The following is a 16,255-nucleotide window of genomic DNA, read 5'->3' on the forward strand; positions in this document are numbered from 1 at the left end:
CATCCTTCATGCTCCTCGCTTGCAAGGAGAGACCCTCACCAGGTTGCTGCAACTCCAGCGAATATTTCCCAATGTTGCGAGCGGGCACCACCTTTTGTGCGATGCAGAGAACAGCCACGGCCAGCACGCGATCGCTTGCCGTCCGCCCATATTCACGTTGAGTTGCATATAGTTCCCGTTGAACTGCATATAGCCCGCTAGGTCCCACCGCCATCTCGCGCATCATGCAGACGCCGGGATTTTACGGCTACGGCTTGCGCCGAAACTCGCGCAGGCCGGAAAACGGAACCGCGGGCCAAATCGACGGCCTTGCCGAACAACGTCTCGCGCGCAAGGCCGAGCAGAATTCGGCTCACGCCACGCCTTGTTGTCGCTCGCTGGATGGCGATCGCCCCAACCGCCAGCGCCACGCCGGCAAGCAGGTCGACCAGATAATGCCCGCCGATCGGCGGGATCGAAAGCAGCATCGCCGCGTTTAGCGTTGCGATGCCGTATCCAAGCGGGCCGGTACCGCGAAAGGCATACGTGAACAGCACGGCCAGAACGGTATGAAACGATGGCATTGCTACGATGCCTTGCATCGCCAACGATTCAAACTGCCACGGCCCGCCTGCACGTAGCGCCAGCAGATCTCGCAAGTAGGTAACGTCGCCAACGCCATGCACGGCGAACGGGCCCAGCGTTGGCCACATCGCCGAGACCAGCGCCGTCGGGACCACGGTCGCGCACATCAAAAGCATCAGCTCTTCGAGGCGTGCGGATTCGTCCCTTTTGGAAAAGTAGATGACCGCAAGCAGGAACTGCGCAAAGAGGGTGTTGTAGACCACCAACAGCAGGCGGTTCAGGTTCGGTTGGTTGAGCAACGCAGCGTGCCAGGCTGACCAGTCGAAGCCAATCGCCAGGTCCCACCGCTCCATCATCGCGTCTTGAAGCGGGTTTGCGCAACTGGCAGCGAGGTAGGTCAGCACGGAAGCCGTAGCAGCGAAAGTGAACATCCAGGCAACTGCTTCCAGCATGTTCGCTCGAGCACGATAGCGGCGATGGCATGCCGCCGATAGCGCAAGCAGGGCTCCAATCAGGCCGACCCTGATTTCGCTGCCACTGATTGCCAGCCCAACCTGCCAGGCCCACACAAAATCGACTGCAAGCAAAAGGGCAATCATTGCCCAGGCCAGGGGCCACTGGAAGATCGCGACCGGGCCCACATACTGGGCTGGCGTCACGGCCCGCGTCGACGGTGACGTCATGGTGGCATTTGTCATGGTTTCACTTCCGGTATCATCGCCATCGCCATCGCCAAGGCTCGTCGAATGTTCATCGGCTTGATGCCCGGGAATGAGCTAGAACGGAATTAGAGTGGACGCGCTCGGCGCATTGAGTTTTGTGCCCCAGATCGGCATCAGCATGGTGAAACCTGGTTGAGAGGCCGTAACAGTTATTGGGGAGCTTCCCGTCGCCGGTATGTTCAGGGTCGGTGTGAGACCGCCCCTAAACAGGAACGGTGCAGCAGCTTGCTTTTGCGCAGTAGACAGCGGGTCACCGCTGCATGTGGGAGCTGTTTTTGTAATTGCGGCATCCGTGTAGCAGGCATTGCCCGTGGTACCGACCATGATTTCCCGCGCGCCGGCATTCGCGAGCGCCCGCAATGACTGCGCAGTGAGCGCATAGCGTCCCAGATCGAAGATCACAAACATCAATGTGAAGAGCGGTATGGCGATGAGGCAAAACTCCAGCGCCGCGATACCGCGCTGATCGAGCTTTCTCATCATTGCACCATTCTTACATACTGGTTCCTGGGTAGCGTGACTGCCCCGCTCGCAGCGCACCCCGTGCTGTCGAAGGTGGCATTGCCGTTGAACGCGATCGATTTGGCGATCAACTCGCCACAGCCATTGATCGTCGGATTGCCCTGAAACGTCACGTCCACGTTTGGCAAGTACATGGTCCCATTGAAGGTGATCTGGCTGGTTCCACCAAACCTCACCGGGCTGGTATCCCGATCATAGATGCTCATGTTGGCGAACAGGCTGGCATAGGGCTGAAGAACGGACGGAAGCTGCGTGGGTGCGACCGACGTGTTGCCCTTCATGATGATGGTGCCAGAGCCTTTCATGCTGAAACTTGCACCGGGCAACAGAATGAATAGTCCTGTTCCCAGGAGAGATGCGTTACCCTTGAGCTCCAGCTTTCCGGAAATGAAGTAGACGCCACCAGCCAAAGTAACGTCGGTGTTGCCCGACAGGGTGTAAGCGTTGTTCTTGCACGGCGTCGCTGCAGTGTAGGCGACCAGATTGCTACCGGAGCAATTCGGGAGCGTCGGTATCGTAACCGCATCAAGCACGGCGAAGGGATTGACGACCGCCGGCATGTGCGTATGCGCAGGACTACAGAATTGTGCCTGACCCGTACAGCCGCCAGCGGTTGACAGCGAGCCGAGATTCATGGTCATCCCGCCGCCGGTGAAGTTCAGTGCGTTGTTGGCCGTACTGTTCGAGGCCATGCCGCAATTGGGCGCAATGATGTTCGGGCTGCCCTGGAAACTGATTGAGCCCGTCAATGCCAGGGCGCATGGCGGCTTCGCAGGATGATCTTGCACGGCGGCGACGGCTGTCGCGCCGATGTTGACGGTGGTCAAACCAAGCACTCTTGCCAGGTAAGCCGGCTGTTGCTGAACGACGGTGGCCTGAACGAACTGTCCGGCGACCCCGTTCCATGAGGTGAGCGAAGCGATCTGGACGGTATGCGAGATCCCGGTCGGGCTGGTAACACAGCGGCCACCGGGATAATTGGTGTCGCCCGCGTTGCAGAACGCGTTCTGTGCCGCAAATTGCTTGGCACGATAGTCCACTGTATTTGTAATGACGCAGCCCGGCGCCGATAGGCACGCTTGCTGCAAGGCGCCTGAATAGGCGGCCGCATCGGCGGCATTCTGCGCGTGTTGCTTGGTGACGTACCACGATCCCGCCTCGCCCCCGAGTGCAACCACTCCTATCAGCGGCACCATGGCGATGACGGTTGCGAATGCAGCTGCACCTCGACGACAACGGAGCATGTTACGCATGGAGCACTCCTATTGAAACCGCTGTGAGTAACGCAGTGTGAACGTACAAGGGTTGCCCGCGCCGCTCGTGCACAAAAATGGCCTCAACACGATGGGTGCCAAGGTGATGCTCGTCGAGTACGAATAGTACTTTGGCGATGGCGGGCTGGCTGTGGAGCACGAAGCGGTGTCGACACCGCAAATGACCTGAAAATTGGAGATCGGAAAATTGGAGTCGGCCTTGGCGATTGCGCTTGACGTCCAGCCTCCCATGTTCGTGAAGTCGGGTGGCGGGGAGTACTGGATGGACTGACCGAAGGCGCGCAACGCCTGCCACGCGGAGATGTACCGGATGCCGGCGACACCGACGTCGGCAAGCGGCATGAGCAGCATCCCGACCAAGAAAATATAGACAATGGGCATCTCGAACGCGACGGCGCCGCGTCGATCCGCGATGAAAGATTCCTTGCGGCTCATAAGCCTACCTCGACACTTGCACACTTCCGGTCGTCGAAACCCCTGGATACCGGAGCCATCGCAACTGGAACCTTCGTACCAGCCTCAGACCACGCAGATCATGGCAACGGTCATGTCCATGGCAATCCGGCCATGCATCGTCACTCACCAAACATACGGGATCACTCTCCAGCGTGATGCCGCGTAACTGGAATACTCCGGGAAGCTGCGCCGAAGCAGATCTTCTTCGTAAAGGATGCGGCATACCTGGACGCCGATATGCAGGAACAGCACGATCACCGTTGCCACCGACAGGTATTGCAGCACGACACCCAGGATCACGATTTCTTCCGCGAGATAGAGCGGATGCCTGACCCATCGATAAGGACCGGTTTGCACCACTGAATGCGCCTGCGGCACGATACTGAACGACCTGCCGAGATGCCGGATGGTGACAAGCATCATGATCATGCCGATCAGTATGCAGGCGGTGGACGCCAGGTTCGGCAACGTCTGGTCGGTCTTGCCGAGGAAGCCGATCGTCCATGGCAAATAGGCGCCGACGAATGCAGCTATTCTGGGCGGCAGGCCATCTGCTTGCGCCTTTGGCGGTGACCGGCTCAGGATCAAGAGCGCCACCAGCAGGTAGAAGCTGCCAAGGCATAAACTCGACAGAAGCGATGGCCAGGGCTCGGCGGGCAATGTCCCAATTCTGATGGCGACGCAAAGTGCGAGAAACATGAACCACAGGCTGCCAAACAGTCGCATCGTCCAATCGTAAGACCAGCTTTTCGACAGGGTAACCGTGCTCATGGCTTATTTACCGATGTTGGAGAGCGCGCGCGCGAGGTGCAGAAACGGACTTCCACCCAGAATGATGAACATCGCCGGAAGCATGAACAACACCATCGGAATGGTCAGCTTGGCGCCCAGCTTGTGGGCTCTTTCCTCCAGCTTGGTAATTCGTTCTCGCCGGAGGTCGACGGCGATACCGCGCAAGACCTGGCCCAACGGCGTTCCGTACTGCATGCTCTGGCCGACCATGGTGCCGAACCGGCGAAGTCCTTCCGAAGTCGCTCCAAGCTTCTCGAATGCTTCGCTGCGATTGGGCAGTATCCGGAGATCATCCAGAAGACCGTACAGGACACCGGCCATCGCAGGATTGGTCCGGTTCATCTCCTCCGCCACGCGTTCCAGCGCGCTCTCCAGGCCCATGCCGGCTTCGCTGCACACAACCAGCAGATCGATCGTGTCAGGCGTGCCTCGCCGAATGGCCGCATCGAAACGCCGCTTCATCACCGACAGAATTAACCGCGGCCCCATAATTCCGATCGCCACGCCAAAAAGCGTGTAGATCAGCGCATCCGTCAGCGACTTCCCCGAAAGCTGCGCAAGAAGAAAGGCCATCATCGGGAACAGGAACATGCTGACAGTTTTGACACCGAGCCAGATCGGCAGCGTCCGGTGATGATTGAACCCTGATGACTGGAGGATCGCGCGCAGCTGATCCAGATTTTCCGCAGCGTAGAAGCGCCGATACCGCGCGCCGATCGATGAAAACCAACCCATCATGTCGCGGGAGCGTGTTGACCGGCTGGGAATGCCCATCACAGCTTGTGACACCCGCGTGTCCAATGTGCGGACGTGTAGTTCGTGGATCATCAACACCAGGGTCGCAGCCGCAGCTGCTATGGCAAGGGCCACTAAACTGAGACCAAGTGTCATAGTTCTGTTTCCCTTCTGACCATCCAGCGTATCACCAGGCTTCCGATAATCACGGAGGTTGCCGCGTAAGCCAGAAGCAAGTTCCCGGTCCGGTCATGGAAAAGCAGATCAACTGTTTGCGGATTGATCAGGTACAGCAGCCCGCCTGCAATGACGGGCGAGCATGCAAGCGCTCGTGAGGAAAAGATCACCTCTCCCGCCAGAGCCTTTGCGCGAGCAGCCAGCGCAACACGCTGAGTTACTGTGTCGCCCAGTGTCTGCAAGGTTTCAGTCAGACTGCCACCTGACTTCAGCTGGACTGCAAGTGTCACCGCAAAAATCCCGTACTCAGCCACTTGGGATCGCTGATAGAGAGCTTCGATAGCCTCCTCCGGAGGCCTCCCCAGACTCACTTCGCTGCATACGATGCCGAACTGCCCGGCTGTCGGTTGCGGCATCTCGCGCGCGATGGTGCGAAATGCCTCGTTCACCGGCAGCCCGGATCGAACAGTACTCGTCACCAGCCGGACCACGTCGGGCAGTTGTCGAAACAGTTGATTGGCGAGGCGACGTTGCTGCCATCCAAACAGACCTCGCACCACCATCAGGGCCACAATTGCAGCCGCGAGAGACACGTAGAGGGTAGGAAATTGCAGCTGGATGTTTGCATAAAAGATCGCCGCTGCCGCGATGACGCCGGCAAGCAGCACATACCCAGGGTGCCAATTGTAGGCTATCGCTGCATTGTAATTGGCTGACCGATGGAGAAACTGCCATCGGGACCCGGCCTCTACCCGCCGAATGGAAGGCAGGCTCGCCGAACGTGAGGGCGGCAAAGCTATCGTTAGCTGGCGATCCATGCGCCGTTCCCGACCGTCGAGCCACAACGTGTTGGCGGCTGCGCACATCAGGAGCGCCAAAACGGTGACGATCACAAACGTCGGTATCATATTTGCCTCATGGCCTCAGCCCAGGCTCGATCGAGCCCATAATAGGCAAGACGGCTCTTGAATTTAGGAATGGCGTGGGTGGACCTGTAGGTGCCGGATATCCGCCCTTGTGCATCCTCCTGCTCGTAGTCGAACGCCGCGATGTCATTGGTGGTGATCACATCGCCTTCCAGGCCGATCACCTCGCTGATCTGGACAATGCGACGCTGTCCGTCCCGCATGCGTTCTATCTGCACGATGATATCCAGCGCGGCGACGATCTGGGATCGGATCGCCCGCAGCGGCAGATTTGGCTGCCCCATCTGCACCATGTTTTCGATGCGGGTCATTGCGTCGCGAGAGCTGTTGGCATGCACCGTGGAGATCGAGCCATCATGGCCGGTGTTCATCGCCTGCAGCATGTCAAACGCTTCAGCGCCGCGCACCTCGCCTACGACGATCCGGTCAGGACGCATTCGCAGCGCATTCCAGACCAGATCGCGTTGCGTCACCTGCCCCGTGCCTTCGAGGCTGGGGGGCCGGGTCTCCAGGCTGATCACGTGCGGCTGCCGGAGCTGCAACTCTGCCGCATCCTCGATGGTGACAACGCGCTCGCTGTGATCAATGAACTGACTCATGGCGTTCAACAGCGTCGTCTTGCCGGAACCGGTACCGCCGGAGACCAGAACATTGAGGCGAGACCGGCTGGCAATCTCCAGCAATTGTGCCATGGCTGCGTTCAATGTGCCGTTTTCGATCATCCCGGCCATATCCAGCCGGCGGCTTGGAAACTTTCGGATCGAAATGCAGGGGCTGTGAATCGCCAGCGGCGGGAAGATGATGTTGACCCGACTGCCGTCCGGCAAGCGGCAATCCACCATCGGACTGGATTCGTCAACGCGCCGTCCAACCTGAGCGGCAATCTTCTGCGCCACCGAGGCGATGTGATCGTTGTCGCGGAATCGTACCGCTATCCGTTCCAGCTTGCCGCTTCGTTCGACATAAATGTTGCTCGGTCCGTTGACCATGATGTCGTTGATTGATTCATCCAGCAGGAGTGGACGGAGCGGGCCGTAGCCGGTCATGTCATCCGCTAACTCGTCCGCTAGCTGAAGCTGTTCGCGACCAGACAGTTCGAGCCGTTCCTGATTGGCAATTACATGGATGATTTCCTCAATCTGTCTTCGAAGAACATCGCGCGAAACAGTTGCGGCCACCGATGGCTCAATCTGCTCAATGACGCGTTCGCGCAGCGAAGCTGGCATCACCGGTCGCTGAATCGAAGGTTCGTCGCGTTTTGGCGCCGCTGCAGGCAAGCTTGATAACGACGCAGGCGAGCTTGGCGACGACGCAGGCAAGCTCGGCGTCAATGCAGGCAAACGAGCTGATGTGTCGTCTTCGCGCCTACCAAACGTTTTCATAGCCCGAGCAGCCTCCTCAACCGTCCCTTCCGCTCGGCGCCGACACCGGTAATCTCCCGTACGATGGGGGCGAGGTGGCGCCGCAGTCCTGATACGTGCTTTAGCGCTGGAATTCCGAGATTGACCGCTTGGGTCATCCCCTTGCCGAGATCGGGGATCACCATGTCGGGTTCCGCGCCCAAGGCCTTGACTATCGTGGCCCTGGGAAGGCCCCCGGGCCGATTGGCACGGTTGAGCAAGGTAAAGACCCGATCCTTCCCGGCGATGTTGGTGACGGCGGTGCGGAGTGCATGGGCATTGCGAAGTCCGGTCACCTCCGCTTCCAGCAGCACCAGCACGTGACGCGACAGGGTGATCACCGGATGGATGGATGGCGGAAACGGTACCGGTACATCGACAACGATGTAGTTGAACCGTTGACGGAGCAGACCCAGCACGTGTCTCACTCCCGCCTCGGTGATGTTCAACTGCGCATCGAGGTCCTCATCGCCGGAAATCAGGCAAACCCGCTCGTTGACATCAATTGCCGCGCGTTCGAGGAATAGCGTATCCGCCCGCATTGGGTTTTCCAGAGCGATCCGCAGCCCCGGGCCAGGCTGAACACCCAGCATCACTGCTGTTTCACCGCCTTGCAGATGAAGGTCGAGCAGCGCGACCTTTGCCTTGGTGGTCTCGGCCAGTTGCAGTGCGAGATTGATCGCGATGCTCGTTGCTCCGGCGCCGCCCTGTGCACCGCAGATCGAGATCACATGCCCGCCACGGTCGATTTGACCCGGCGCCACGTCACCGAGCAGTTTCGGACGCAGCTGGTCCAGCACCATATCCCGCGTGAGCGGCCTCGGAAGATACTCCGTCAAGCCGAGATCCATGAGCTCGCGGTAAAAGGTGATCTCCCTGCTCTCACCAATCAGAGCCACCCGGACATCGGGTGGGCAGACGCCGGCCAACCTTTCCAGTTCGGTAAACGGATCCTCGACTTCACTGATGTCCGCAACCAACGCGGAAAGATTGGTGTCAGCTTCGAGCATCCGTATGGCATGACGGATCGTGCCACGCCTGATCGACAGGTTGCTGCCATCAAGGCCTTTGCGCAGAGCCGCGGCGCTAAGCTCGTCATTTACGAAACAGACGATACGGTCACGTGTGACAACAGATGTGGATTCTTCAGGCGGAGTGACTGCAACCATGCTCATCAACGTTTCTCCAGCAACTTGTCAGCGTGCGCCATAGCCGCTGCGGTCTGGCGGGCCGCTTCCGGCGATCCATCGCAGCTGTCGCTGCCGTCCGAGTTTTGTTTCCTGACCGAGTATTGCTTGACCTGACCGCCGGAATGAATCATCACCGCTGCGCTCTGGCCGGCAATCGCATTTTGGCGGGCAATTTCCGGCGACACGTCGCAGCTGGACGTGGGTCCGGTATCCGCTGTATCCCACTGATCGACGGCCGCCCGTACGGCCAGGGAGAGCGTTCCGAGCTGTTTTGCGACGGTGACCTTCTTGACCTGCGCTGACGTAAGCTCCAACGATACCGTTTGCGCCTGCTTGCCCGCCATCGCGCTAAGGGCTCGCCCGCCTTGCGCAATCTCCTGGTCAATCGCAATGATCCGAACATTGCGTAGAATGGCTTCGCTCAGCGCGCGACGCGCGGGATCTGCCTTCTCGAACACTTGAGTTAGCACGACATCCACATGATCACCCGGCCTGATCAGGCCCGAGACACCAGACTCCTCGTCAACTTTGATACTGATCGCACGGCTGTCCGGTGCAAGGACGCTGGCGAGAAAACCCCGATCTCGCGGGCGCAGGATGTCTTGCAACGTCACGGGACTGCCAGCGTCGACGAACTTGCGAACCAGAGAACCGGGAAGTCCGGTCTTGGAGTCGGGCGCTTCAAGGATCGCCCCTGCCGGAACACGATCCGGCGGCACCGAGCGTACCGTGAAATCTTCGTCGCGGGCCAAAGTACCTCGCGGTAGCGGACGTGCTGCAACAAAATATCCGACTGTGGCAGGCGGCGGCGGCGCCTTCTCCGCGACGACCTCTACCGGGACCTGTTTCGGCAGGTTCATGTTGTAGGCAATGAGCCCGAGGGCGGTGGTTGCGAGCAACAGCACCGAGATGATCGAGAGTCGCAAAGTAGATGACATGTCAGAGTCCTTTGCTCAAAACGGCGCTAATTCCACCGCACGCTATGGCAACCCCGAAAGGTAACGGCGCGTGTCGCAAATGACGCCAGCGCTCTACCGCGTAGACACGGCGCACGAACGACGATCCGGCGGGCGCCAGCCTGGGATATGGCAGAAGGCGCATCAACAGATGCACCAGGGCAAGAACGCCGCCGGCCAGTGCGGTCACGGTCAGCAACTGAACCACGCCAGTCAGCGGCAGACCAATCGCCAATGCGACCAGCAGCTTGACATCGCCGCCGCCAATCAATCTCCGCTCGTAGACAACCAACAGCAGCAGCAACAGGATCGACGCGGCGATCAGCGATTCAGCAATCTGCGCCGGGCCGGCAAGTTGACCGACAATCCCGAGGAACGCCAGTGCCAGACAAATCTCATTTCGGATCAAGCGTGTCGCGATATCGATCGTTGCGACATAGAGCAACAACAGGATCTCCAGGAACGAGGCTGTGGAAGCAATCCAGTTCATGAGACGCACGCCTGAAACGTGTGGGGGCACATTCAAAATGCATGACTTGAAAAAAGTGGGGGGCAACAACGAGCCCCCCTCTGGGGTCAGATGGCCGCAGTGAAAGCGGCGGTAATCGCCGCGAGCCCACCAGTCAGTGTCGTCGCGATAGAACTGGTGGCTCCCGTGCCGAATGCAGCAGCCACTGCGCCGATGATGCAAACCGCGACGATGATGTACTCGAACGACACCACGCCGTCTTGGTCCGCGCGCAGACGCTTGAACGTTTCGGTTGTCTTGGTGTAATACTTCAACATAGGATAAATCCCTTCTTTTAAAGGTGAATTGTCACAGTTGCCATTGGCAGACAAAGTCGGTGTGCCAACACATTGCGTTTATAATATCTGGCCTGAGAGGTGTCGTTGCCGCTGAATAGTGCGGCTCGGATTTCCGGAGGTACCTCGAAAGTGCCAGCGGCACTGCGCTATACCGTGTTAATACGGGGATTCCATATCGAGATGGTACGACGTCCGAACGGTGCAAGATCAGTGCAGCACAACCACGTTACATTGTCGAAGTAACGTGGTCGGTCAAATGCATCGTGATCGTTCGTCCACTCGATACGCAGGAGCTATCTGAAACCGAATCCGTCGCATGATCGAGAGTGCGAAAAGATTCTGGACACGTCTTTCTGCTTTCCGCGCGCCATATTGCTTTGGAGTGCGCGCCTTGACAGGGAGCACTTCCGTGCAAGGATCCCGCGCATGTCCGCCGCGCTCTACTCTCGAAATCGCACCGGCCAGAATCGAAAATACCGCGCAGCTCCGGAAGATTTGTTTTGCACTGTGCGCGACGACCCGACGCTTTGCCTGATGGCACTTCTAGCGCGCGTGTGGATTTACGATCGGTATTCAACGCACATCCGTATTGGACTCACTTGTTGAGTTCGCCGCCGCCGGGGATGCGAGCAATGCGTCCGCGCTCTTGGTCAGCCCCGCAGCTACTTGTCGTGCGGCATCCGGGGACAGCGCATATCCTTCCTGGTTTTCCAGCCGGTGATTGAGAATAAGCAGGACCAGGCCCCTGCCCTCGGTGTCCGCCGTCACGGCGAAGGTCTTCGGGATTTCAAATCTGACTTCATTCGGGTTGCTCCCCGATCGAGCATTCCGCTTGGGAACCACGGCGGAGTCCGCACTGGGAACTGCTACTGACCCAATCGTGCCCCGCGCGCTGACGAGGGCATCGATAAAATCGTCCAAGCACTCGCGCGCGATTTTCAGCTCCACGTCGCCAATATACTTCCCGCTTCCACCGACGATGACTTCCTTCTTGTCATCCGAGAGCCTGGACGACTTTACCTCGCCGATCCTGATCGCCATTTATGAATGCTCCGGGCCAAGCCTGCCCCTGCCTCTGCCCTGGTCATACGCTTTCTCACGTTCCAGGACCATCGTCGGGCATCGCCCCATCAGCTCCGCACTGTATCCAAAGCATTCTGTCGGTTAGCTAGATCAGATCATCACGGTATGACAGAAGTGTACCCGTCGTGGCGTCTGCCGCGAACACGAAGCCGTCCGCCGAGTAGTCGCCGAACAACGAGATGTTGGCGGTGTGAACGCCGTCGCTCACCGTCAGGGTTCCGCCGGTCTCCTCCGAATTCTCAACGTAACTTACGCTGGTGCCTTCTCCAAACGTGACATCGAGCAGATCGAAGTAGTCATCCTCGTTAAATCCCGAAACAACTCCGCTGAAATCAAAGGAGTCGCCAAGCTTGAGCGTCCCGGTCGCCTCGGCAGCAAACGTTACGTTAACAGATGAGGCTTCTTCGAACTCGATCGTGGCAACACCATCGATCAATGCAGTGCCGTCGCCAGTTACGCTGCCATTGAGCGTGATGTCTGCTCCATTCGCCCATAGCAATCCGGAATTATCAAGGTTGCTGTCGATGACCAGCCCGCCGCTGCCGATCGCTTCGAGTGTTCCGGAATTGAAAACAGTGTTCGCACCGGTATCGATTTCGAGCGAATTGGTGCCGGTGGCGATGATCGTGCCTTGGTTGACCAGGATCATCATTCCGTCACCAAGGTGGCCTGCGCCGGAAATCGTGTTGTCCACGTTCGTCAGCGTGACGTCCGAGACCGTTCCGGTGATCACGTTCTGGCTGCTGTCGGACAGTATGACCTGCCCGTGCCCCTCGAGCGTGATGCCATGCTGGATCAGCTGCAGGTCGGTGTCACTCCCGGTCGAGTTCAATTCGATCGTGCCGGTGTTATCGATGACGCCGCTCAGCGGCAGAATTGCGCCATCGCTGATCACCATGTGGCCGGTGTTCTCCGTGACCGGTGTCTGATCGAAGACGAAGTCATCAGCGGTGAGCGAAGCGGCATCGATCCCATTCAGCGTGATCGTTTGACCGTCAGCGAGCGTGATCACCGCGTTGCCGGCCGCGTCGTTTGCCGTATGCACCTGGATGTCGCCGAAGCCAGTGAAGTCGGCATAGCCAATCAGATCGATCTGATCAGAGGCAGCGTCGAAGCTATAGATCACGTCATGGCCGATCGGCTGGGAGAACACGAACAGGTCGCGGCCGCTGGAGCCGGTCAGGTTGTCGTCGCTGGAGATGGCGAAGATCGGATTGCCGGGGGCAAAGGCTTCGACGTTGTCGGTGAGCACCGAGAAGCCGTCCGTACCATCGGCGTTGGTCCAGGTCATTGCGACGCTGAGTGCCATGGCGCCTGCGAACTCCGCGGGCGTGGTAATGGTGAGCGTCGACGCGTCACTGGTCCGGACCGTCCAGGTGCCATTTCCGTTGTCGGTGCCATTGCTCACCGTCCAGCCGGCAGGGGCGCCACAGATCGTAACTGTCACCTCGCCATCGACTCCAGCGGGATGCGTGAGAGCTAGGTTTATCGGCGAACCGGCGACACCAGCCGGTGCTACGACATAGTCCGCGACAACATTCGGCGAGCCGACGGCTGTCACGCTCGTATAGTTGCTGAACGTTGCGATGAGCGTTGTTGTCCCAGCGCCATCCGCGTCGGAGTCGTGATACAAAGCAACACGATTGCTTCCGGCTACGTCTGAGTAAGCCAAGACAAACACACCCCCGTCGAAGTCGCCATTCTGGTTGCTTAGGAGCGAATTGATTTCGCCAGTCGTGTCTGCCGCGTCCGCATTGGTTAGGTCGAAAATGACAAGATCTGCCGCCTGTCCGGAGGGTGATATATCCGTTCCACTTCCTCCCAGACCCGCAGTTGTAACAGTTACGATTGTATTGAAGCCATTGCCGCTTCCTGCATAACTGAATCCGGTTAGATGCAACGTGTCGTCGGCAGTGACGAAATCCGTGATAATGTCGCTGGTACCGTTAAGCACGAATGTGTCGTTGCCCGTGCCTCCGGTTAGCGTGTCCACACCGCCCGCGCCGACGAGCAAGTCGTTGCCACCGCCGCCGTCGAGGGTGTCGGCGCCTGCACCACCAAACAGCAGGTCGTTCCCGGTATTGCCGGTGTGCGTTGATCCGTTAGCGTCGGAGACTAGGATCGTATTGACGCCGGCGACCGATTGAGCAGACGCGGAGTCCGCATCTGTCAGGAGGAGCGTGTAGGGCGAGGAGCTGAGCGCATAACCGCCGAACGTCGCGCCGCCAGAGAAGGTTAGGAATTCGACTTGGTTGGTAGCTGCATTGTTGAACTGGCTCGTCACCGTGACGGTCGTGCTGGCCACCGCAATGCTGAGATTGCCCGCATTGCTGCTGGTGCTCGTGTCGCTGAAGCTTAGGGTCGTCAAAGTTGCCCCGGCGGCATTGAACGCGATGGTGTCGGTGCCTGCCCCCGTTGAGCCCGCGTCGCCATTTTCATTGAGCGTATCGCCGTCATCAGCCAGGTCGAAGACGTAAGTGTCGTCACCCGCACCGCCGCGCAATTGATCATTGTCATCGCCGCCGACGATGAGATCGTTTCCGCCTGCACCGTTGATGGTGTCGCTGCCGTCATTGCCAAACAGAAGATCGTTTCCGCTGTTGCCGCTAACCGGGTTGGAGCCGCTGTCGTCCGCAATGATGGTGTTCACGCCGGCGGCAGCACTGGGAGCGTTGTCGTCATCCACGCTGAGCGTGTAGGGAGACGAGCCCAGGCTATAGCCCGCGAAGGTCGCTCCACCGACGAAGGTGAGCGTTTCCAAGGCGTTGCCGGCTGCTGAATCAAAGTGACCAGAAACGGTAATCGTATCTGTTGCCCCATAGGCGATGACCAGATTTCCATTCCCGGTACCATTGCTTGTATCGGAAAAGTTCAGGGTCGTGAACGTTGCGTTATTGGTGCCGATTAAGATCGCATCCGTCCCGGACGTTTCAGTAATCGTGTCGCTGCCATCACCCGAGCCGCGGAAGGCATAGGTGTCATTCCCAGCGCCGCCATTCAGCGCGTCTGTGCCGGTATAGCCAAAGATCACATCGTTGCCGCCTGTGCCGGTGATGGCAGGGTTTTCCGTCGCATTCGGGCGATCGATCGTTGCCGTAACCGCGGGGCTGCTCGCGTTGCCCACACCATCGATCGTTTGGTAGCTGAACGAACCGTCGGCTGTCGCATCATCGTTGAAGGTGATGAAGCCGGTGCCCTGCCCGCCATCGGTGTGAGTGACAGAGGTCGCACCTGAAGAGCCCGCGACTGGTCCATTCCTTACGTCCACAGCGCCATTGGCTGTGTCGTTCAGCAGCAGCAGCCACTCAGGAATTTCGATGGTGTCGTTGTTGGCGAGAATTGTCTCGCCGGTGCCTTCGTGTACCGGCGTGACATCGAAGATCGCCGTATCGGTCGCGATTGAGAATGCCGTCGAGCCACCGGCGGGCGTCGGGTCAGCAAGGGCGCCATTGGTCCCGGTGTCCTGGTCCCAGGCCCGGAACGTAATGTTGGCTGCGCCGTCGTAGTCGACATTCGGCTGGAAGTAGAGCCGTGTATTGGCATCCGCAGCGAGAAGCCGAGCCGAGTCATCGGTAACTGCGCCGAGCGCGTTCCAGTTCGTGCCACCGTTGATGGAGTAGAACCACGTGCCATTGGCTGTGTCAGCTGCGATCACCGCAATGCCGGTGACTGTGTCGTCGACGTCGGTGACATTGTCGAGACCACCAGCCAGGGGATTTAGATCGACGAGTTGCGAAACCAGCGTGCCAACGGCACCCACCGGAGCACCCGCATCCTCTGCGACCGCAGTCCCGGCCGGCGTTGCCGCCGCATTGAGCACCGGCGCGTCGTTGGTGCCGGTGATGGTGAACGTGACGTCCTGAATGGCGGAGTCCGTCGTGCCATCATTGACCCTGACCTGGTAGGTGATAGTCAGCTGTTGACCTGCTTGCAGGAAGTCGAGGTTGGCTGCCGCCGGATCGTAGCTGTAGCCGATGTTGACTGCACTGCCGGTCGAGGTTGTGCCGGTGAGCGTGAAGGCACCGCCAGCAGTCAGCGCCGCAGCGCCAGCCGGTAGCGAGAATGCGCCGCCATTGAGCAGCACCGTCGGGCTGCCAACCAGCGAAGCAGTCAGCGTGTCACCCACGTCGAGATCGGCGACCGAGAAGGTGCCGTTGATCGCAGCCAGATTCTGCGCCGAAGCGCTGGCCAGCTCGGCCACTGCCCCTGGATTGGTCGTGTCGCTCAGCACCGGCGCATCATTGGTGCCGGTGATGGTGAAGGTCACGTCTTGGGTGCCCGAGTTCGTCGTGCCGTCATTAACCTGCACCACATAGGTGATGGTCAGGCTCTGGCCTACGCGCAGGAAGTCGAGGTTGGCTGCCGCCGGATCGTAGCTGTAGCCGATGTTGACTGCACTGCCGGTCGAGGTTGTGCCGGTGAGCGTGAAGGCACCGCCAGCAGTCAGCGCCGCAGCGCCAGCCGGTAGCGAGAATGCGCCGCCATTGAGCAGCACCGTCGGGCTGCCAACCAGCGAAGCAGTCAGCGTGTCACCCACGTCGAGATCGGCGACCGAGAAGGTGCCGTTGATCGCAGCCAGATTCTGCGCCGAAGCGCTGGCCAGCTCGGCCACTGCCCCTGGATTGGTCGTGTCGCTCAGCACCGGCGCATC

At 59.3% G+C, this 16,255-nt stretch carries 14 protein-coding genes; all 14 read right to left on the bottom strand.

Features of this window, described 5'->3' with window-relative positions; genetic code table 11:
- Positions 1–197 precede the first annotated feature (197 nt).
- Positions 198–1,262 (bottom strand): phosphatase PAP2 family protein, encoded by a 1,065-nt coding sequence (locus JQ629_RS01370; RefSeq protein ID WP_212410601.1) that lies wholly within the window; start codon positions 1,260–1,262, stop codon positions 198–200.
- Between the two features lie 78 nt (positions 1,263–1,340).
- Positions 1,341–1,769, bottom strand: a complete 429-nt coding sequence (locus tag JQ629_RS01375) for a TadE/TadG family type IV pilus assembly protein (RefSeq protein ID WP_212410603.1) — start codon at positions 1,767–1,769, stop codon at positions 1,341–1,343.
- Complete coding sequence (locus tag JQ629_RS01380) at positions 1,766–3,061, bottom strand: pilus assembly protein TadG-related protein (protein ID WP_212410604.1); 1,296 nt, start codon at positions 3,059–3,061, stop codon at positions 1,766–1,768. Before JQ629_RS01380 ends, JQ629_RS01375 begins: the two co-directional genes overlap by 4 nt.
- Before the next feature lie 9 nt (positions 3,062–3,070).
- Positions 3,071–3,517, bottom strand: coding sequence for a hypothetical protein (locus tag JQ629_RS01385; protein ID WP_212410605.1), 447 nt, complete (start codon positions 3,515–3,517; stop codon positions 3,071–3,073).
- 144 nt (positions 3,518–3,661) lie between these two features.
- On the bottom strand, positions 3,662–4,309 hold the full coding sequence (locus JQ629_RS01390) for a methyltransferase family protein (protein WP_212410606.1): 648 nt from the start codon (positions 4,307–4,309) through the stop codon (positions 3,662–3,664).
- A 3-nt stretch (positions 4,310–4,312) separates the two neighbouring features.
- Positions 4,313–5,221, bottom strand: coding sequence for a type II secretion system F family protein (locus JQ629_RS01395; RefSeq protein WP_212410607.1), 909 nt, complete (start codon positions 5,219–5,221; stop codon positions 4,313–4,315).
- Entirely contained in the window at positions 5,218–6,150 is a 933-nt protein-coding gene (locus tag JQ629_RS01400) for a type II secretion system F family protein (protein WP_212410608.1), read from the bottom strand. The genes JQ629_RS01395 and JQ629_RS01400 overlap by 4 nt, the downstream gene beginning before the upstream one ends.
- Entirely contained in the window at positions 6,147–7,550 is a 1,404-nt protein-coding gene (locus JQ629_RS01405) for a TadA family conjugal transfer-associated ATPase (RefSeq protein ID WP_212410609.1), read from the bottom strand. Before JQ629_RS01405 ends, JQ629_RS01400 begins: the two co-directional genes overlap by 4 nt.
- On the bottom strand, positions 7,547–8,743 hold the full coding sequence (locus tag JQ629_RS01410) for a CpaE/TadZ family protein (protein ID WP_212410610.1): 1,197 nt from the start codon (positions 8,741–8,743) through the stop codon (positions 7,547–7,549). Before JQ629_RS01410 ends, JQ629_RS01405 begins: the two co-directional genes overlap by 4 nt.
- Entirely contained in the window at positions 8,743–9,696 is a 954-nt protein-coding gene (cpaB, locus tag JQ629_RS01415) for a Flp pilus assembly protein CpaB (RefSeq protein ID WP_212410612.1), read from the bottom strand. Before cpaB ends, JQ629_RS01410 begins: the two co-directional genes overlap by 1 nt.
- 1 nt (position 9,697) lies before the next feature.
- Positions 9,698–10,204: an A24 family peptidase gene (locus JQ629_RS01420; protein WP_212410614.1), complete on the bottom strand. Its 507-nt coding sequence runs from the start codon at positions 10,202–10,204 to the stop codon at positions 9,698–9,700.
- An 86-nt stretch (positions 10,205–10,290) separates the two neighbouring features.
- On the bottom strand, positions 10,291–10,500 hold the full coding sequence (locus tag JQ629_RS01425) for a hypothetical protein (RefSeq protein WP_212410616.1): 210 nt from the start codon (positions 10,498–10,500) through the stop codon (positions 10,291–10,293).
- A gap of 594 nt (positions 10,501–11,094) precedes the next feature.
- The gene (locus JQ629_RS01430) at positions 11,095–11,562 is read right to left on the bottom strand and encodes a hypothetical protein (RefSeq protein ID WP_212410618.1); all 468 of its coding nucleotides are present in this window, start codon (positions 11,560–11,562) and stop codon (positions 11,095–11,097) included.
- 127 nt (positions 11,563–11,689) lie between these two features.
- Positions 11,690–16,216 (bottom strand): beta strand repeat-containing protein, encoded by a 4,527-nt coding sequence (locus JQ629_RS01435; RefSeq protein WP_212410619.1) that lies wholly within the window; start codon positions 16,214–16,216, stop codon positions 11,690–11,692.
- Positions 16,217–16,255: the final 39 nt, after the last annotated feature.

Origin of the sequence: Bradyrhizobium sp. AUGA SZCCT0222, assembly GCF_018130205.1 — a bacterium.
Classification (GTDB): Bacteria; Pseudomonadota; Alphaproteobacteria; order Rhizobiales; family Xanthobacteraceae; genus Bradyrhizobium.

Excerpts from the sequence above, each read along its gene's own strand:
- JQ629_RS01370 (WP_212410601.1), bottom strand. The coding sequence starts at position 1,262 with ATGACAAATGCCACCATGACGTCACCGTCGACGCGGGCCGTGACGCCA.
- JQ629_RS01375 (WP_212410603.1), bottom strand. The coding sequence starts at position 1,769 with ATGATGAGAAAGCTCGATCAGCGCGGTATCGCGGCGCTGGAGTTTTGC.
- JQ629_RS01380 (WP_212410604.1), bottom strand. The coding sequence starts at position 3,061 with ATGCGTAACATGCTCCGTTGTCGTCGAGGTGCAGCTGCATTCGCAACC.
- JQ629_RS01385 (WP_212410605.1), bottom strand. The coding sequence starts at position 3,517 with ATGAGCCGCAAGGAATCTTTCATCGCGGATCGACGCGGCGCCGTCGCG.
- JQ629_RS01390 (WP_212410606.1), bottom strand. The coding sequence starts at position 4,309 with ATGAGCACGGTTACCCTGTCGAAAAGCTGGTCTTACGATTGGACGATG.
- JQ629_RS01395 (WP_212410607.1), bottom strand. The coding sequence starts at position 5,221 with ATGACACTTGGTCTCAGTTTAGTGGCCCTTGCCATAGCAGCTGCGGCT.
- JQ629_RS01400 (WP_212410608.1), bottom strand. The coding sequence starts at position 6,150 with ATGATACCGACGTTTGTGATCGTCACCGTTTTGGCGCTCCTGATGTGC.
- JQ629_RS01405 (WP_212410609.1), bottom strand. The coding sequence starts at position 7,550 with ATGAAAACGTTTGGTAGGCGCGAAGACGACACATCAGCTCGTTTGCCT.
- JQ629_RS01410 (WP_212410610.1), bottom strand. The coding sequence starts at position 8,743 with ATGAGCATGGTTGCAGTCACTCCGCCTGAAGAATCCACATCTGTTGTC.
- cpaB (WP_212410612.1), bottom strand. The coding sequence starts at position 9,696 with ATGTCATCTACTTTGCGACTCTCGATCATCTCGGTGCTGTTGCTCGCA.
- JQ629_RS01420 (WP_212410614.1), bottom strand. The coding sequence starts at position 10,204 with ATGAACTGGATTGCTTCCACAGCCTCGTTCCTGGAGATCCTGTTGTTG.
- JQ629_RS01425 (WP_212410616.1), bottom strand. The coding sequence starts at position 10,500 with ATGTTGAAGTATTACACCAAGACAACCGAAACGTTCAAGCGTCTGCGC.
- JQ629_RS01430 (WP_212410618.1), bottom strand. The coding sequence starts at position 11,562 with ATGGCGATCAGGATCGGCGAGGTAAAGTCGTCCAGGCTCTCGGATGAC.